The organism is Acidovorax sp. GW821-FHT10A04 (assembly GCF_059415825.1).
In genome coordinates this window covers 78,195-99,960 of the sequence record NZ_JBWKNZ010000003.1, presented here as the reverse complement: position 1 = coordinate 99,960, position 21,766 = coordinate 78,195, and the positions used below count along the sequence as shown (strand labels likewise).

Sequence of the window (21,766 nt, the reverse complement as noted above, 5' to 3'; positions counted from 1 at the left end):
AGGGGAGGAACCGAGTAGGGCGCGCCGAACATCAGCCGCCATGCCTCTATTCCGTCTCTGTTGTTGTCTAAGAGATCAAAGGAATAGTCATGGTTGGCATCGTTGCGGGCAATAGTTTGGGTCTGTCGTCCACCTCGCTGGGGGTCTTGAACGCGGGGGCGCACGATGCCTCGGCAGCGCAGGGGCGGGGCAAGGATCTGGCCTATGTCAATGCGGCCACTGGCAACCTGGTCATCCAGCGCAGCGACGACCTCATCATGGGGGTGGGTAACGATACTGGCGTGCTGCGGACCTACAACAGCCAGGGTCTGCTCGATGACGACAACGCGGACAATTGGAGGATCGGCTTCTACCGGTCCATCAAGAATCTGGTGGGCACGGTCAATACGGTGGGTAGCTCCATCGTGCGCGTCGATGCGGACGGCTCAGAAGCGCTGTACCGCTATGACGGCCTCAAGCAAGCCTACGTGACCCAAAGTGGTGAAGGGGCCTACGACACCCTGCGTTTTGATACCGCCAGCAACAGCTGGACCTGGAAAGACGGCGCCACGGCCAACACTGAGGGCTACAGCTGGGACGGCAGCCTTGGCAAGATGCTGAGCGCGACCGATGCCAATGGCAACCGGGTCGACTACGCCTACACCGGCAGCCTGCTCACCAGCATCACCAACGCCAGCGGCGAGACCACCTTCCTGGACTACGCGGGGAACAACCTCGCACAAGTCCGCACTGTGTACACCAACGGCCAGGAATCGGTGCTGGTGCGCTACCAGTACGACACCGCCAACCGTCTCTCACAGGTCATCGTCGACCTCACACCGCAGGACTCCTCGATCCAGGACGGCGCCGTCTACACCACCAGCTACACCTACGACGGGGACAGCCACCGCATCGCAAGCATCACGCAAACGGACGGGAGTCTGCTGCAGATCTCTTACGAACTGATTGATGGCCAACACCGGGTGGTGCAGACCACCCAAGTGGTTGCCGGCAGTTCCATCACCACCACCTACACGCACCCTGCCAACACGGCGGCGCAGTCCGACCTGCGCGAAGTGGCGGTGACGGATCCACTGGGTGCCGTCACGAAGTACCGCTACGACGTTGCCGGCAACCTCAAGGAGGTCGTGCGTCCCAACGAAACCAACTCGCCAGACACAGAACGGTTCTACTACGACCTGGCGGGCAACCTCGTGCAGCACGTGGGAGCCGACGGAGTGCTGCGCACCATGGCCTATGACGCCAATGGCAACCTGGTGCGCGAAGACAACGGCGCAGGCGCAGTCACCACGCGCACCTACGGCAGCGCCAACCAACTGCTGTCCGAAGTCACCGCTGCAGGCGGAAGCCAACTGGCCCGCCAGTTCGTCTACGACAGCCAGTACCCCACGCGCGTGCGCTTTGCCATCGCGCAGTCGGGAGAAGTCACCGAATACCGCTACGACGCACTGGGGCAGGTCAAGGAAACCATCCGCTATCAGACCAAGAACCCCATCACGTTCGATGCCAATGGGGCTGTGCCCAAGACTCTGGTCAGCATGGAGACTTGGGCGGGCGGTCAGCCCGTCACCAGCTTTGCCAAGACAGGCTACACCTACGACTTCCGTGGCCAGCTGGCCAGCGCAACCACCTTCGCCAAGCTCACGGCGGCCGGGGAAGGGATCTTCGATGGCTCGCAATCGACCCTGCAGTACGTCTATGACGCCCGGGGCCAGCTCCTGCAATCGGTCAATGCCGCCGGCAAGAGCGCCGTCTTCGCCTATGACGGGCTGGGCCGCGTCATCTCCTCGCAAAACGAACTGGGGCAGCTGGACCTCACCACCTACGCGGACGCTGATGGCAAGACCATCGTCTCGTACAAGAACGGCCTGGTGCGCACCTACGCATACGATGCCGCGGGCCGACTGCTAAGCCTTACCGAAAGCAGCACCGGGGGGGGCGAGCTGGGAGTGAGCCGCTCCTACTACGATGCGGCAGGCCGCCTCGTGATGGGAACCACTCCTGCGGGCAGCAACTTCTGGATCCTGTACAACGAAGTGGGCCAGAAGATCGGCGACATCGATGCAGACGGCACGCTGACCGAATACCGCTACGACAGCTTCGAGCGCCTGGTGCGAACCATCGTGCACGCCAACAACGTCAACGTGGCATTGCTCACCGACGCCAATGGCAAGCCCACGAACCCGACGCTGGAAGCGGTGCGCCCCACGGATTCGGCGCAGAACCGGAGCCAGTGGTCCGTTTATGACAAAGCGGGACGTTTGCGCTTTGAGATCAACGGGCAGGGCAGCGTCACGGAGACGACGTACGATGCCTTCTCCAGGAAGACGGGCACGAGCACTTACGGACGAGCCATTGATGTGGAGCAGCTCGATGGGGATGTGTCGGTCAACGACGTGCGCGAGCTTCTGTGGTTGCCTGCCATCGACGATGCGCCTCCCATGGCCTATCTGCCCGAGGTGGTTGCAGCGATTCCGGATCAGTCCGTCACAACCGGCACTGTTCTAAGCTACAAGATCCCGGCGGGCATCTTCAATGAAGGTGCGATGGCTGGAGCCGCAAGCTACACAGTCAGTCTGGTGGGCGGGGGAAATCTGCCCTCCTGGCTGAAATTCAATGCCGGCACGCAGACCTTCTACGGTAACCCCGGCTTGGCCGATGCTGGTGAGCTCAATATCCAGATCACCATGCAATCGCACCCCTCGGGCGCGATTGCCTCGCAGAGCCTCAAGCTGTCAGTGATCGCTGGGACGGCTGCCGCCGCCACAAGCAATCCCAATGTGGAGTACCTGCCGTTTGGGCACTCCAGTGCGAGCTTCGAGTTCTATCCTCAGCACAGGACCAAGCCTCTCGTCATCGACTTTGAGGCGGGTATCGAGCCCAGTGATGTGAAGATTACCAGAGCAGAGGGCTACCACAATCTCAAAATTGAGCTCGTCAGATCTGGCAAGACCATCACTAACCTGTACTTCTTCTACGACCCGACACCAGGTGCCTATGCCACTAATGGGATCTTGGAGCTTCGGTTTGCGAATGGGACGGTGTTGGATCGTGCCGAACTTGGAAGAATCGTTACGCTCTCAACGGATGCATCGCAGACTGTAGATACGTATGCCACCAACGATTATCTGACCGGCGGAAACGGTAACGATACTTTGCGAGGCGGCTTTGGCAACGACACCTTGGATGGCAGCGCTGGCAATGATCGCCTGGAAGGGGGGAACGGCTCCGACACGTACATCTTCCGTCGTGGTTCTGGGCAAGACAGCATCTGGAACTCGGTCTATGGAGACAATGCTCCGACGAAGCTGGATGTCATTCGTCTGCTCGGCCTAACGCCTGACGATGTCACTTTCACCCGGGTACCCTACACCTACTGGTGGATTGACGGTCAAGGGGCTGGCGATGACCTGCTGATCAGTGTCAAAGGCACGACCGACACACTCCGTGTCATCAACTTCTTCTACGAAGATCCCCTCTATAAGCCGTCTGTCGACCGCATCGATTTCGGCAATGGACTGCAGTGGTCGATCTCAGATATCAAACTTGCGGTCAGCACGCAGACTCAACTGAATGACCGTCTGGTGGGATACACCGGGGCCGATACCATTAGCGGCCTGCAAGGGGATGACCTCATCTATGGCCGTGAAGGAAACGACACACTGGATGGCGGACTCGGCAATGACCAGATCGAAGGTGGGTCTGGTAACGACTCAATCGTGGGCGCCGATGGAAACGACGCGTTGTACGGTGATATCGGTGACGACGCCATATCCGGTGGGACTGGCAATGATTCCATCGATGGTGGTGTCGGCAATGACCAGTTGCTGGGTGGCACGGGCAACGACACGATCAAGGGGGCCACAGGCAACGATACCCTGGATGGTGGAGCCGGAAATGACAGCCTGGAGGGCGGCTTTGGCTCGGACACGTATCTCTTCCGCAGAGGCTCTGGCCAGGACGTCATCACGAACGACGCGCAAGGAGAAAACCTCGCCACAAAGACCGACATCATCAAGCTCGAAGGGCTGTCGCCAGAGGATCTGATTTTTACGCGCGCATATCCGATACGGTACGGATACGCGCGAGATGCGCAGGGAGGTGGAGACGACCTGATCATTCAGATCAAAGGTACCAACGATACGCTGCGTGTTCAGAACTTTTTCTATGAAGATGGCTTCACGGCGTCATATGGAACAGCGGTCGATCGCATCGAGTTTGGAAACGGACAGCAGTGGTCGATCACAGAAATCCGGCTTGCAGCGCGCACTTCGACCGAACTGGGTGATCGACTGGTGGGACACACTGGCGGTGACGTTATTGATGGGATGCAAGGTGACGACACCCTGTTTGGCCGTGACGGCGACGACACCCTGGATGGTGGACTTGGTAACGACCAGGTAGAAGGCGGCGTAGGCAACGACAGCATTCTGGGCAATGTTGGGGCTGACACTCTTTCGGGTGATGCAGGCAATGATGTGATCAGCGGGGGGATCGGTCACGACTCCATGGATGGAGGGGTTGGCGATGACCGTCTGCTGGGTGATGAAGGAAACGATACGCTCAAGGGGGCTGCCGGCAATGACACCTTGGACGGCGGCACTGGCAACGACAGCCTTGAGGGCGGCTTTGGTTCGGATACTTATCTCTTCCGCCGAGGCTCTGGCCAGGACGTCATCACGAACGACACCACCGGAGAAAACCTCGCCGCAAAGACTGACCTCATTAGGCTTGAAGGGTTGGCGCCAGAGGATCTGATCTTTACCCGTGCTTATCCGACGCGTTACAGCTGGGCTCGCGATACGCAAGGAGGCGGCGACGACCTGATCATTCAGATCAAGGGCACCAACGACACGCTGCGCATCCAAAACTTCTTCTATGAAGATGGATTTTCAGCGGTCTATGGACCAGCAGTCGACCGCATCGAATTCGGCAATGGTCAACAGTGGTCGCTCGCGGAAATCAGACTTGCCGCCCGCACTTCAACCCAGACGGGCGACCGGTTGGTTGGAACTGCAGGTAACGACGTGATCGATGGACTGGAGGGTGACGATACACTCTACGGCCGCGAAGGCGACGATACCTTGCAGGGCGGGCTCGGCCACGACCAGGTTGAAGGCGGGGCGGGCCACGACAGCGTCCTCGGGAATGCCGGGAACGACACGCTGCTGGGCGAGGCTGGCAATGACACGCTTGATGGTGGCATCGGCAATGACGTCCTTGATGGAGGGATCGGCAACGATGTGTTCAATCTTGATGCCGGGAATGACACTCTCAAAGGCGGTCTTGGATCGGACATCTACATGTTTGGCCGAGGCGCTGGCCAAGACACCATCTTCAACGATTCCCAAGGGGACAGTTTCGCCTCCAAGACCGATGTGGTGAAGCTCCTCTCTCTGTCGCCTCAAGATGTGACTTTCTCCCGTGCGTCGAGCGTTCGTGGGTGGACCACTGCTCAAGGCAATAGTGGCGATTTGCTGATTCGGATCAAGGATACGAACGACACACTGCGCATCGCCAACTTCTTCTACGAAGACGGTCTGCAGCAGGTGTACGGCTACGGTGTTGATCGTTTTGAGTTTGGCAATGGTGTGGTCTGGACTTTTGCAGATGCCCGGAACGCAGCCAACGCAATCGTGGCAACGCCGCCTCCCGGGCAGTCGTTCTACGGAAACGCTTCTGACAACACTATCTCCGGCGGGGTGGGCAACGATTCAATGTACGGATCCGAAGGGTCCGATACATACATTTTTGGGCGAGGTCAGGGAAACGACTATCTTTCCAACTACACGTATACCGAAGTCCACTCAGGTGTACCAATCACCAGTATTGATACGGTGGAGCTGACCGGCCTTCTGCTGAGCGACATCGTTTTCCGGCGGGAAGGCGATGACCTGTGGGTTCACATCAAAGGCAGCACCGAAACTTTGCAGGTGGCCTCGTTCTTCTACGACAACGGTACAGGCCGTGGCCACTTTCACATTGACCGGTTCAAGTTCAGCGATGGCAGTTTCGTCGGTCTCGACTATGTCAAATCTGCAGTTCAAATTGGCAGCGAAAGAGACGACAAGCTTTGGGGATATGCAACCGACGACACCCTTTCCGGCGGGGAGGGGGCGGACGCGTTCTCCGGGTTGGGCGGAAACGACAGTCTGCTGGGTGGAGAAGGAAACGACACCATCTACGGCAACGCAGGAAATGATGTCCTGGAAGGAAATGCCGGCACGGATTCCCTGTACGGCGGCGAGGGAAACGACACCCTGCTTGGCGGCAATGGCAATGACAACCTATACGGAGAGTATGGGGACGACCGTATCGATGGTGGCAGTGGCAACGATACGCTCAATGGTGGAGCAGGGTCGGACACCTATGTGTTTGGTCGCGGCTCGGGCAGCGATCTGATCAGCAACTATTCATCTGAAGAGTACAACTATGGACTCCCGGTTGGTGTTGATGTCGTCGAACTTTCAGGGCTGACGCTGGCCGAAGTGGTTTTCAAACGCGACAACGCTGACCTGCTGGTGTTGATCAAGGGGGGGGCTGACTCCTTGCGAATTCAACAATTCTTCTATGCAGACGCGGAAGGCAGAACGCACTATCACATCGATCAATTCCGGTTCAGTGATGGAACGGTGGTCGATACAAACTATGTCAAGGCAGCGGTCCAAGTCGCGGGTATCGAGAATGATGCGTTGTGGGGATATGAAATAGCCGACTCACTCGCCGGAGGTGAGGGCGCGGATTGGATTTCGGGAAATGGCGGCAACGACAGCGTGGCTGGTGGTCAAGGGAATGACACCCTTTACGGAGGAGCTGGCAACGACACGCTTGTCGGCGACGCTGGAAACGACTCATTGGACGGTGGAACCGGTGACAACCTGCTCATTGGGGGCGCAGGAAACGACTCGCTTGTCGGTGGCATCAACAACGACCGGTTGGATGGGGGAATCGGGAACGACTATCTCGCTGGGGAAGCCGGGGCGGACGTCTATGTTTTTGGACGCGGCTATGGAAACGACACCATTGCCAATGGATCTTCAACCGAAAGCTCGTCCGGCCTTCCGCTAGCTCTGGATGTGGTCGAAATGACCGGGCTGCTGCTGGGCGATGTTCAATTCAGACGCGATGGCATGGATCTGCTTGTCCAGATCAAAGACAGCAATGACACATTGCGCGTTCAGTGGTTCTTCTATGACGAAGGAGGAACCCGCAATCACTACTACGTGGACCAGTTCCGCTTCAGCGACGGCACAGTCGTCGACGCCAACTACGTCAGACTGGCTGTTCAAGCGCCTAGCAATGGTGATGACTTTGCCATTGGATATTCCACACCGGAATTTCTTACAGGCATGGGCGGCAACGATCGGCTTCAGGGCAATGGCGGCAACGACACTCTGGAGGGGGGGGCTGGCGAAGACACTCTTGAGGGGGGGACTGGCGCCAATACCTACCTGTTCGGCCGTGGAGATGGCCGCGACCGCATCGCTGCGCGCCCGGCTCGCGGCGAGAACATCCTTGCAAACCGAAGCACGCTGGCATTCAAGCCAGGGATCTCTGCGCGCGATGTGATTGCAAAGCGCGTGGGCACCACGTTGGAGGTGGTCATCCGGGAAACTGGCGACACCGTGACGATCGAAGGCTTCTTCGTCGACGGCAGCCCTTCCAATGATCTCAACCCTGTGCAACTGGTGACGTTTGCGGACGGTACTCGCTGGGATCTGGTGAGCATGTTCGAAACGCGCGTGGAGCGCGATGTCCTTGACGCCAACGGCCGGGTGCTGGGCCATCTGGATGCCGCAGGCTACCTCACTCGCAACACCTACGACGGCTTGGGACGTCTGGTCCAGACAACGGTCTATGCCACCAAGTCGCCAGGCAACCCTGACACCTGGGGCGGCGCGACCATCGACCAGTTGACCCCGACGACCACGGTCAACGATCAAGTCACAGTTCGTCTTTACAACGCCAAAGGCCAGGAGGTCGCGCAGCTTGATGCGGAAGGCTATCTCACCGAATACGTGTACGACGTGGCGGGCAACTTGCAGCAAAGCGTGCGCTACGCCACCAAGCTCGCCGCTTCTTCGGTCACCACGGCTGCGCAGCAGGCCCTTGCCAATGCGTCTGCTAACACCAGCATCACCTCACTGCGCCCCGCCTCCAACCCCAAGGACCAGACGCGCAGCTTCGCCTACGACGACCTGCACCGCCTGACCAGCAAGACCGACGTTGACGGCACGGTCACCGAATACAGCTACAACCTGGCAGGCCAACTGACCCAGACCGTGGCAGCCAAGGGAACGGGCGAGACACGCACCCTCACCGCACGCTACGACGTCCAAGGCCGCCTGACGGCCGAGTTGAACGCCAACGGCGCAGCCCTGCTCACCGGCAACCAGACCGCCGCAGAGATCGACGCCATCTGGACGCAATACGGCGTCTTCCACAGCTATGACGCCGACGGCCTGCGCTTGCGTAGCGCTGACGCCTTGGGTACCACCACCTTCTTCTACAACGTCGACGGGCGTCTCACCCACACCGTCAACGCCCTTGGAGAAGTCACGGAGCGCAGCTTCAACGCTTTCGGCCAGGTAGTTGCCAGCACCGTCTATGCGCACCCCCTCAGCGCCGCACCGGGCACACTGCTTGGCGGAGTACTGAGCACATCGCCCACGGACAGCGTCTTGGTGATGTTCGAGACCGCCAAGGCAGCAGGCGCAGCCACCAACTCCGTCACCCGCTACGAATACGACACCGCGGGCCGCCTGACCAAGACCATTGACGCAGAGGGTGCCGTGGTCAGCCACGCCTACAACACCTTCGGCCAGGAGACCGAACGGGTATCGGAGATCAGTGAAGGCAAGAGCCTGCGCGAAAGCTCCATCTATGACGTCAGGGGCCAACGCATCGGCACCCAGGCCGACCCCGAAGGCATCAACGCCGCGGAGCAGAACGCCTACGATGCCTTTGGCCGCGTGATCCGCACCGTCGACGCCAACGGCAACACGCGCACCCTGACCTACGACCGCCTGGGCCGGGTGATCACCCAGGTCCAGCCGGCCGGAATGAACAGCGCTGGTGTGGCCACGACAAGCGCCAGCTACGACGCATTCGGCCGCGTGCTCAGCCAGACGGACTCGCTGGGTGCCATCACCCAGTACAGCTACAACGACAGCGCACGCAGCGTCACCGTCACCTCGCCAGAAGGCGTGGTGGTCACCACCACCAACAACCGCTTCGGCCAGACCAGCAGCATCAAGGACGGGCGCAACAACACCACCAGCTACGACTACGACAAGAACGGCAACCTGGTCAGCACCAGCCGCCCAGTGGGCACCGCCACGGCAGCCTACGACCAGCGCAACCGCCTGATCGAAGAGCGCGACGCCAACGGCAACCTGGTGAGCTACGAATACGACGCCGCCAACCGCGTGCTCAGCCGCACGGTTGATCCCACGGGCCTCAACAGCACCACGCAGTACGTCTACGACGCCAAGGGCCAGCGCGTGAGCGTCATCGACGCCAACAACAACCGCACGGACGTTGCGTACGACCGCAATGGCCGCACCCTCAGCCAGACGGTCGACCCCACAGGCCTGGCGCTCAAGACCAGCTACGCGCACGACAAGCGAGGCAACGTGCTGAGCGTGACCGGGCCCGATGGCTCGGTGACCGAATACGAGTACGACACGCTGGGACGGCGCGTGCGCGAGACGGTGGACCCGTCAGGGCTGGCGCTGACCAAGACCTACGCGTACGACGACAAGGGCAATGTGACCAGCTCGGTGGACGCCAACGGCAAGCGCACGCTGTATGTTTACGATGCCCGTGACCAGTTGGTGTACACCATCGATCCGCTGGGGCAGGTGCAGAGCAATAGCTATGACACGGAGGGGCGCATCCTTCAAGTGCGTGGACATACCGCGGTCATTGCTCCGTTGGCGCTAGCGGGATTGGGACAAACTCCGACCCTGGCTCAGGTGGCCGGGCTGTCGGCTGCTGCGACCGCGGACAGCGTCGAATGGCGCAGGTACGATAAAGACGACCGGTTGACGGCCACGGTCAATGCATTGGGCGACGTGACCACTTACCGGTACGACAGCAACGGCAACGTGATTGAGCAGCGCCACTATGCACAGCGAGTCAGTGTGTCTGGATGGACGTCGGCCGCATCACTGTCGGTGGTGAATAGCGCTCAGGACATCATCCTGACGAAGACCTACGACGCCAACAACCGCTTGGCGACCGTCTCCAACGGTCTGGGCCTGGTGACCACGTACGCCTACGAAGCCAATGGCAACGTGACCAGCATGACGGGGGCCAACGGCGAGTCGGGCACGACCACCCTGGTCTACGGTGCAGACAACCGCCTGCTGATGACGACCGGTCCGGAAGGCCAGCGCCACTGGTACCTGTACGACGCGGCAGGCCGCAAGGCCGGCGAGATCGACTCCGAAGGCGTTCTCACCGAGTACAAGTACAACCGCAACAACCAGGTCACGCAGACCCTGGTGTATGCCAACCGCGTCAACGTGAGCAGTCTTGTTGATGCTAATGGCAAGCCGACCACCGGCTTCAACGCCAACCCTGCCGCAGCGCCGGCCGGCAGCCAGACCTTGCAGACCCTGCGCCCTGCCGCCAGCGCCACGGATTTGGTGTCCTGGTCTCTCTACGACGAAGCGGGATTGCTCACCGCGCAGATCGATGCGCTGGGCAACCTCACCCGTCTGGAGCGTGACGGAGCACACCGGGTTGTAGGCACCACGCAATACGCCGCAGCCGTCAATGTCAGCTTGCTGGGTGACGGCACCCAGGTGGCACTGTCCGTCGATGGAGGCAGCCTTGTCATCGGCCAAGCCTCGCGCGCAGCTGCAGGCGAGCAAGTGGTTGCCCTGGTGGCCACCAGCAGCGCAGCGACCGATCGTCACAAGGAACAGGTTCTCGACAAGTCGGGCCGCCTGCTGGGAAGCATCGATGCCCTGGGCTACCTGACGGAGAACCGCTACGACGCGGTGGGTCGCCTGGTGCAGACCATTGCCTATGCACAGCCCATCCCCGGCTTCGCCAACGCTGCAGCGTTTGCCACAAGGCTGGCCGAGGCGCAGGCCGCAGGCAGCGTCGCAACGCTGCTGCCGGCCTCCGGCACCAACGACCTAGTCAGCTTCAACTACTACAACGCTCTGGGGCAGCGCGTCGCACAGGTGGATGCCGAAGGCTATCTCACGGAGACAACTTACGACTCTGAAGGGCAGTTGCTGCAAACCTACCGCTACGCCAACAAGGTTCGTGAAGCGCCCACAGTTGGCAGCACGCTGGTGCAACTGAGGCCGGCCACCCACGCCCAAGATCAGCGCAGCACAGCCACTTGGAATGCATTTGGCTTGGTGGCCACCCAGGTCAATGCCCAGGGTTCCAAGATCGACTACCAGTACGACGTTGCCGGCAACCTCAGCACCACCGTCCAGGGCCAGGGGCAAGAACAGGAGCGCCGCTTCCCGGTACGCCGCGACGCGCAAGGGCGGGTCATTGCCGAGCTGTCAGCCACCGGCGCTGCCCTGCTGGCTGGAGCGAGTACCACCGCTGCCATCAACGCCATCTGGGCCCAGTACGGCACGACCTACACCCTCAACGGAGCCGGCCAGCGCATCAGCGCCACCGACCCCAACGGCAACCGCACCGCCTACTACTACGACGGCGAAGGCCGTCTGCGCTATACCGTCAACGCAGAGGGTGAACTTACCGAACGCAGCTACGACAGCTTCGGCCGCCTGAGCCAGACCACCGCGTACGCTACCCGTATCCCTGCCGGCTCTCTGGTCGGCGGAGTCATCACCGCCCCTGGTAGCGTAGGCGTCGCGGCGCAAATCCAGGCCGCCACGGCAGCTGGGACAGCCAACAACTCGGTTACACGCTACGAATACGACGCCGCCGGCCGCCTGGTCAAGACCACCGATGCCGAAGGCGCCGTGGTGCGCCACATCTACAACGCCTTCGGAGAAGAAACCGAGCGCGTGACAGAACTGGCCGGCGACGACCTGCGCCAGGTCAACGTCTACGACAACCGGGGCCAGCTCACCAGCACCACGGCCGATCCCGCAGGCATCAACGCCCAGCAGCAAAACGAGTACGACGCCTTCGGCCGCTTGGTGCGCACCGTGGACGCCAACGGCAACATCCGCACCCAAACCTATGACCGCTTGGGCCGGGCCATCACCCTGACCAAGCCCGAGGGCATGGGCGGCAACAGCACCGTGTCCTCCAGCAGCAGCTATGACGCGTTCGGCCGTGTGCTAAGCCAGACTGACGAGAAGGGCTTCACGACCACCTACGCCTACAGCGACAGCGCGCGCACCATCACCGTCACCTCGCCAGAGAACATCGTAGTCACCACGACCACGAACCGCTTTGGCCAGACCACCAGCATCAAGGACGGCCGCGGCTATACCACCAGCTACGAGTACGACCGCGACGGCAACTTGGTCAAGACCATTGCCCCCAATGGCCAGGAGACCAAGACCTACGACAAGGCCAACCGCCTGATCGAAGAGCGCGACTTCAATGGCAACCTGGTGACCTATGGCTACGACGCGGCCAACCGCGTGCTCAGCCGCACCGTGGACCCGACGGGCTTGGCCCTGAAAACCCAGCACGTCTACGACGCCAAGGGCCAGCAAGTCAGCGTGATCGATCCGAACAACAACCGGACCGACATCGCCTACGACCTGAACGGTCGCACCCTGAGCCAGACCGTGGATCCCACAGGTCTGGCCATCACCACCCGCTACACCCACGACGAACGTGGCAACGTGCTGAGCGTGACGGCGCCCAATGGCACCGTCACCGAATACGAATACGACGTACTGGGCCGCCGCGTGCGCGAGACCGTCGATCCGACGGGCCTGGCACTCACCAAGACCTATGCCTACGATGACAAGGGCAATGTCACCAGTTCGGTGGACGCCAATGGCCATCGCACGCTGTACGTGTACGACGCACGCGACCAACTGGTCTACACCATCGACCCAATGGGCCAGGTACAAGGCAGCGTCTACGATGCCAAGGGCCGGGTCATCGAGACACGCCGCTTTGCGACAGCCATCGCGGAAACGCAGCTCTCCGAGTTGGGCCTGGCGCCCACAGTGCTTCAGGCGCGCGCCCAGGTCTTGGACAGTGCGCTCGACAACATCGAGTACCGCCTCTACGACAACGACGATCGCCTCGGTGCCAAGGTCAATGGACTGGGTGAAGTCACCACCTACGTTCGCGACAACAACGGCAATGTTCTGGCCGAGCGCAACTACGTGCATCGCATCAACATGGCGACCTGGGTTCCACAAACCCAGATCCCGGTTGTCCTCAACGAAATGCTGGACCAGGTCAAACAATGGACCTACGACGGCGTTGGCCGGGTGCTCACGAGCAACAACAGCGGTTCGGAATACCTGACCTTCACTTACGACGCAAACGGCAACGTCACCTCGCGCAATACCTATTCCGGCGGAACCGAGCGGTACAGCTACGACAAGGCCAACCGACTCGTCCTGAGCATGGATGAGGTTGGTGCCGTCACCAAGTACCAATACGACGCTGCAGGCCATGTGGTGCGCGAAACCCGCTTTGCCAACAAGTTCGGCAACCTTTACTCGATTGGCGAGCCCGTGGCCGATCCCGCACACGACCAAGTGCGCAGCTTCGCCTACGACGCAGCCGGCCGACAGCGCTTTGCGATGGACGCCACCGGAGGGGTGGTTCAGAACAAGTTCGATGCCCTGGGCAAGGTTACCGAGCGCATCAGCTACGTCAACCGCATCCCCACGGGCACCGCGCTGAACGAAACCGCCATGGCAGCCGCCGTGGCCCTCATCGCCAGCCCGTATGTGGATCTGCGCGAACGCTTCGGCTACGACGCAGCTGGCCGCGAGCGCTATGCCGTGAACGGTGCCGGTGGCGTGACAGAGAGCGTCTATGACGCACAAGGCAACGTCATCAAGCGCGTGGCCTACGCACAAGCCCTATCTATCTCGGCAACCGTTGGCTCGCCTGGTGCGAGTCTTGACGACCACACGACCGTCTACGCCTTCGACAGCGCCAACCGTCAGGTGGCCATGGTCGATGCGCTCGGAGGTGTCACCACCTTCGCCTACGACGCCAAGGGCAACCTGGTGGAACGGCGTGACTACGCGAATCGCGCCACTGCGCCCGATGCGTTCTCCAACGCAGTGGACACGGGCATCTTCGTTGCCCAGGCAGTGGCCGCAGCCAGCGGCGACGACCGCATCATGCGCCAGGGGTTCGACGCCCAGAACCGCGTGGTGGTCACCATCGACGCCAGCGGCGCCGTCACGCGCCAGCAGTACGACGCCTTTGGGTTGCTGCGCGTGCGCACCGCCTACGCCACGGCGATCGACCAGGCAACCCTGGCCGGCCTGGACAGCGACGATGTGACGGCAGCCGTTGCAGGGCTCATCGTGCCCACCAGTGCGGACCGTGTCACGGTGGACAGCTACGACCGCGCAGGTCGCCTGCACTACAGCGTCGATCCTGCTGGCTACATCACCTACCGCGAATACGACGTCCTGGGCCGCATGACCGCGGTGGTTCAGTACGCGACGCCAGTGACCGGACTGGGCTCGGACCTGAACACCCATCTGACTTCGCAGTCCATTGCAGCAGCGGTGCAAGCCAATGCCAGCAATCAGGTCGCCCAGGTAGTGCGGTATGGCTTTGACGCCGCCGGCAACCTGCTCTCGGTGCGCAGCGCGGACAACCTGCTGGAAGTCACAACCTACGACGGCGCCGGCAACAAGCTCACCCGCACGGACAAGAACAACGCCGTCTGGAACTTTGACTACGACGCGGCAGGCCGCGTTATCGAGGAACTCTCGCCTGCCGTCACCCTGGGCACTGTCACCGAAGGCGCTGGCGGCCACTTGGCCGCGGGCGCTACGAGCTCGCAGCGCATCACCACGCGCTACAGCTACGACGGCGCGGGCCAGTTGGCGCAAAAGGTCGAAGCCTACGGCCGACCCGAGCAACGCGACTCCTCGTACGCCTACGATGGCGCAGGCCGCCAGATCCGCGTCACCTATTCCGCGGTGGGCGTGTTCGACGCAGGCAGCGCGACAGGCGCTGCCCTGGGCTCCGCCACCCGTGGAGACCAGCCGCAGGTGCTGAGCACCTCCACCAGCTATGACGTCTTTGGCAACGCAATTGCGCTGACCGACACCGCCGGCTACACCAAGCACCAGGTGTTCGACAAGCTCGGCCTGCTGCGCTTTGAAATCGATGCCTTGGGCAACGTGACCGGTCATCTGCGCGATCGCTTCGGCAACGTCACCCAGCTGACCCGCTACAACCAGGGCCTGGGCGAAGGCTTCGCCGGCCACCTGCCGCTGTCCGCGCTCAACGGCGCGCTCTCCACGCTGGCCAGCGGCCTGGACCGCACCATCACCACCGAGTACGACAAGCGCAACCTGGCAGTCCGAGTGACCGAACCCGTGGTCTGGGCCAACGGCGGCAATGGCGGTGCTGGCTACGCCGGCTCCCCGGTGACAGAAAACAGCTACGACACCTTCGGCAACCGGGTGCAGGAGCGGCGCCTGATCGACGGACCATCCAACACCTGGCTGACCAATACCTTCTTCTACGACATCCGTGGCCTGAACACCGCCTCGATTGACGGCCTGGGCTACCTCACCACCCAGGACTTCGACGCCTGGGGCAACGTGACTCGTGTGACGGAGTTCGCCAAGCCGGCGCTGGGCGGCAGTCCTGTGCCCTCTCAGACCAGCCCGGATGATCGCACCACGCTGATCAAGTACGACCTGATGAACCGCCAGGTGGAACGCACCCAGGTGGATGTCGAGTACAGCGCCAACGCCACCGGCACCCGCGTGCGCGGCAACCTGGTGTCCAAGATGACGTACGACGCCTTGGGCAACGTGCTCACCACCACCGATGCGCTCAACAACGTCTCCAGCAACACCTACGACGTGCTGGGGCGGTTGATCTCGAGCCAGGCCCCCGCTTCGGCCATGACGCGCTTCGTGCGCGATGCGCACGGCAATGCCTTGGTGGTGACCCAGGAAGGCGGCTACTACGACGGCGGAAACCGCGTCACCGTCACTAAGTACGACAGCCACAGCCACGCGCTGCAGGTCACCCGCGTCAGCAAGAACGCCCAGAACCAGGATACCTCCGTCAGCAGCTACCAGTCGTACGACGCGCGTGGCCAGGTGTCGAGGCAATGGCAGTCCGTCACCGGCGGTGATGGCTCCACGCAGACCCTGTTCACCGGCTACAAGTACGACGCCCTGGGTCGCCAGAGCCACGTGTACACCCCGGTGGGTGTCAGCGGCCTGAGCACCAGCTCCGCAGCGCTGGCAGCGCAGCAAGGTGCCGGCTTCGTGGATCAAGATGCGGAGTACAACGCCTTTGGCGAAGTGATCTCCCGGGGTACCAACGGCTACGCCGAGCGGGCAACCTACCAGTACGACAACGGCGGCAAGCTGGTGCGCAGCTATGCGCCAGGGCAAGACGCCACCAGCGACAAGGGCGCGGTGGTCACCTTCACCCTGTACGACCTGCTAGGCCGCCAGACGGCGACCATCGAAAGCGATGGCTCGACCGATCTGAGTGCGGTGTTCGGATCTCCGACCGCCGATGCCTTGAGCCAAGACAATGTACGCCGCACCGATTACCAACGCGATGTGCTGGGCCGCACGGTGCAGATCACGCTCGCTCAGCGAGAGGGCAACGGCGAAGGCGGGGCAACCCGCCCTGCAGTCCTGCAGACCTTCGACCGCTGGGGCAACCTGCTCAGCCAGAGCGATCCGCGCATGGCCAGCTGGGTCACGCACTTCAAGTACAACGCCTTCAACCAGGTGGTACAACGCATCCAGCCTGAAGTGGCGACCCTTGGATCCGGCAGCACAACTGCCACTCCAACCACCGAGTACTACACCGATGCGCTGGGCCGGCAGGTCGCCGAGCGCGATGCCAACAACCGCGTCAACGGCAAGGTGCTGAACACGGCTGGCCGCGTCATTCAGGAGATCCATGCGGATGGAGGCAAGGTCAACTACGCGTACAACGAGTTTGGCGAACGCACGCAGATGACCGATGCCATGGGGTACGTGACCAAGTACACCTATGACCAGCAAGGCCAGCAACGGGTCATCACCGGCGACTCTGTGGAGACGAACTCCTTCAACGGAGACACTCTGGTCAGCCAGGGCTCGCTGCAGCTCAAGACCACCATGGTGTACGACCAGGCGGGTCGCCTGATCAGCAAGACCAATGCTGCCGGCGAAGTGACCCTGTTCAAGTACGACGCCCGGGGCAACGTGATCGCAACCACTCAACCCATGGGTGAAACCAGCCGTGCTGCCTACGACTCGCAAGGCCGTGTGATTGCTCAGCAAAACGCCAACGGCGACATCGCCAGCAACAGCTACGATGCCTTCGGCAAGCTGACCAGCAGCACCGACATCGGTGGTGCGACCACCACCTACACCCGCGACCATGCGGGCCAGGTGACAAGCAAGACCAGCAGCCGCGGTCAGGACATCGACTACCAGTACGACAACGCTGGCAACCTGCTGCACGTGACGGACAACGCCACGGGCACCGACTCGCACTACGAGTACGACGCACGCGGCCTGCGCATTTATGAGCAGACCAACAAGAACGGGGAGCTCCTGCAGCAGCAGACCATCGGCTACGACAGCCTGGGCCGGCTGGCCGTGGTCAACGCGCTGGACGGCATCACCGTCAACCGCACCTACGATGCAGTGGGCAACGTGATGCTGCAGCAGGTCAACACGTCCATTCCATTGCCCAGCACCACGGAAGGCATGGAGCTCACCGAGGTGGGCAAGGCCTGGACCCAGGTGGACACCAAGACTGAGGTGGTGATCGACCCTTCCACCGGACAGCCCAAGGTTGACCCGGTAACGGGTGCTGTCATCACCAAGCAGGTCCCCGTGTACGGCTGGAAGCCCTTCAAGGATCTGCGCAACCAGATCACCACCGAAGAAGGCAGCCGCACGAGCCAGTCGCAGTACTTTGCGTACGACGCCATGAACCGTCAGATCCTGGTTGACGGCGCGTTGAACAACAACGCGAACGACCAGGGCAACCTTACGGCAGACCAGGGCCACATCCTGAGCTACGACCTCAACGGCAACCGCACCAGCGACACCTACTTCGGTCGCCAAGTCGTCGTCGCCCCCAGGCCCTACGCGCGTGATGAAAACGGCAACCTCATCCTCGACGCGGCAGGCAACCCGCAGTACGGCTACGTCGCCGAACGGGCGGATACGGGCAATAGTGGTACTGGCAGCGAAGCCCTGAGCAGCACCTTCTACAGTGCGCAATTGGGCACGGTCACACAGAACTACACCTACGACAGGGCCAACCGACTCAAGACCGTCAGCCACCAGACGGTGAACGCAGAAGGCGCTCCTGCCGGCTCTGCCATGCTGCTCGACACCCGCAAGTACGACGCTGCAGGTCGCCTCATCCAAAGCGGCCCTGCAGGCTCGCTCAACGCAGAGTTCGTCAAAGCCCTCACAGGCGAAGATCTGGCGGCCAGCGGCCTGGTCACCAAGAAGAGCCACTACAACGCCAACGGCGAACTGGAGCGCCAGGAAGTGCTCAAGGCCGATGGCAGCGTCAGCTACAACGTGTTCTACGACCAGGTGGATGCCGTGGGCAACGTCCTGCAGCACCGTGTGGTCGACGAAAACGATGTCACGCAGACGTACACCAAGACCTACGAGAAGTTCGACACCTACGTGGAGTCCACCGTGCACGGCGTGCGCTCGGACAACACCGGTCGCCCCAGCGACAGCGCGAGCACCTACGATGCCAACGGCCACCTGATCAAGGTCAGCGAAACCCACTGGCCGGAGGACAACGCCGAGGCCGAAAGCCCCGGACCCCGCCTGGAGCGCCTGTTCAGCAACGACGTCAACGGCATCGTGCTCAAGAAGGTGCAAGAGGGCAACGAACTCAAGCAGCTGGTCGTGGGCGGCATGGTGCTCTCCACGTACGGCAAGGGCGTGGACAACGACAAGCCCTACGATGAGGACGGCAAGACCAATTACGTGGCGCAAGGGGACTTCGGGCTGACCTACAAGTCCATCAACAGCCGCAGCAGCGCCGGCAACATCAACTACACCGTTCGTGCTGGCGATACGCTCAGCGCCATCGCGTTGAACGTGTGGGGTGATGCCAGCCTGTGGTGGAAGATCGCGGACGCCAACGGCCTGGCCGCCAGCGGCCCGAATGCAGCGCTCACGCAAGGCCAGGTCCTGACACTGCCAGCCCAGGTGAGCGGGCTGCACAACAACGCAGAGACCTACCGTCCGTACGACGCCAGCGAGGTGGTGGGCGATACGACCCCCAACATGCCGGCGCCGCCAGCGGACAGTGGCGGTGGGTGCGGGATCATCGGCACAATCATCATGATCATCGTGGCGGTGGTCGTGACGTATTACCTTGGACCAGCAGCTTCCGAGTTGTGGGCCACCATCGGCAGTTCGGCTGGCGGAGCGGCAGCTGGCGGGGCAGCCGCAGGTACCGTAGCAGCTGGCGGGGCAGCAGCAGGTACTGTGGCAGCTGGCGGGGCAGCAGCAGGTACTGTGGCAGCAGGCGGAGCAGCAGCAGCTGCGGGCACCGTGACGGTTGCTGGTGCCGCAACAGCAGCCGCAGTGGGCTCCATCGCCAGCCAGGCGGTGGGCATTGCTATCGGGGCGCAAGACAGCTTCAGCTGGAAGGCTGTGGGGTTGGCGGCGCTGTCTGCTGGTGTGACACAAGGCGTAAGCGCGGGCTTCAACCAGGCCCAAATAGCGATGTCTGGCTTCGGAGGCGCTGTGGTCCGCGCTGCGGTGAGCAGTGTGATCACCCAGGGTATCGGGGTGGCCACGGGCCTTCAGAAGAGCTTCAGTTGGAGGGGCGTTGCGGGGGCCATGGCAGGTGCTGCAGCGGGTGCCGTGGTGGGTGATGCATTGGGAGGGGCTGCAAAGTCCTTCCCTGGGCGAGTTGTGACCAGCTTTGCGTCGGGAGCTGCTGCGGGGCTGGCGCGTGGTGGTCGCGTGTCCGTTACGCAGGTGGCGGCTGATGCGTTTGGGTATGCGATTGGCCAGGGGATCGTGGACTCATTCAGCGCACCGACTGCGCAAGAAGCATTCCGCAGGAGTGAGCTGTTGGAGCAGAAGGCGGGTGCGGGGGCGCTGACTGTTAACCCGTTAAGTTTTGCTGACGACCATCGCATGCGGATGGCGGCGATCAATCCCATGATGCTGCCCACCTATGTAGCTAGGCCTGAACAAGCTGCGAACTCGGGGGGGACGGGAGGCAGCTATCTAGATTTTTCTGCCGACAGCGACCAGTCCAACGACACTGATAGCCAAGAGACCTTCTCTCGTGCGGCGCGGCCGGACACGCCAAGCTCGCTCAATGCCTCCCCCAGCAACTATCCGGTTCCTTCTGTGATTGCTCGCAATGCACAAGGTGGGTATACCTGGAGTAGCGGATCGGACAGCTATCCGGTCGCAATTAGAAGTGTTCAAGGCCAAGACCTCGAGCCGATTCACCTGAGCTACGCTCTCAAGCCTAGCCACAACTCCAACTGGTTTAGTCGAGAGTCGATGAACCTCTATTGGGAGGGAGGGGGCATTGTCAACAATATTATGCGTGCGGGTGGCAACCTTGCCTATGATGTGGCGGAAGCCATTGCTCCGGTGGTGCGCAAGGGTGAGGATGTTGTCAACAGCGCCATGACTGCAGCTGGGAACTTTGGCTCCAAGGTAGCAGATGCTCTTTCTCCAGCATCCCCAACGCCTCAGGAGTTGCAGCGAGCGCGTGAGTTGGGGCAAATCCGGCACGCGTTCGAGGCAGCAAAGTCTGCAGGTGACATCGGAGCTATGCAAAGCCTGCAGGCGCGGCATGCCCAAATTACCTCTGTCGAAGGCAATCCCTCGATGGTTCAGGTTCCTATGGCATCGGCGATTACTCGCGCGCAGTTGAATGCGGGTTTAACCATTGACAAGAAGACATTTGAACCTGCAGCCTCTGCCGCCATCACTGCAGGCGTTAGTGGGGTGGTGTCACCCGGGAGTGGGGGTATGCTTCCCCCAAACAACGTCGGCGGGCGCACAGCTCAAGGTGCATCAGCCCATCAAGCGCCTGTGCTGCAGATTAATGGTGCGGATAAAGGGGGCGCTAAAATCGCGGCTGATGAAGTTGCTAGTGCGCAGCGAGCGCACGTGATGCAGAACATTGCCGCGACAAGGAAAGGAATCGACTCGAGTAAATTCGAGGTTCATGCGACTACTTCAAGTCTTGTTGATGAAAGAGTCCGTTTAGGACTGACGTCTAATGGAAGTCGTCAGCGAAACCTGGCGGTCGCTGAGTATTCAGTCGGTGACGATCGGGGTAAGCTTATAGCGCTTAGCAATACCCACTCGCCAACTGGTACAGTCGGAATGCCTCAAGAACGGTTTTTTAAAACTTTCTCAACGCCAGAGCACCACAATCGAGCCTTAGACAGTGAGATGAAAATACTCGAAACTTTTGCGCATCAATATAATCCTAATAGGCTTGCTATTGTTCAGGATGTTAGGGGCGACATGCGTATCATGTCTGAGTTAAAGATTTGCGCATCATGTAACGGTGGCCTGCAACAATTCGAAAAAATGTTTCCAAATGTAAAGATTGAGATTCAAACTGGTCCCAATACTAGTAAACCACGTTTTAACTGATG

At 61.3% G+C, this 21,766-nt stretch carries 1 protein-coding gene; it reads left to right on the top strand.

Annotation, left to right across the window (positions count from 1 at the left end):
- Positions 1–89: 89 nt before the first annotated feature.
- Entirely contained in the window at positions 90–21,764 is a 21,675-nt protein-coding gene (locus AC07PF_RS08090) for a calcium-binding protein (protein ID WP_494611472.1), read from the top strand.
- Positions 21,765–21,766 lie beyond the last annotated feature (2 nt).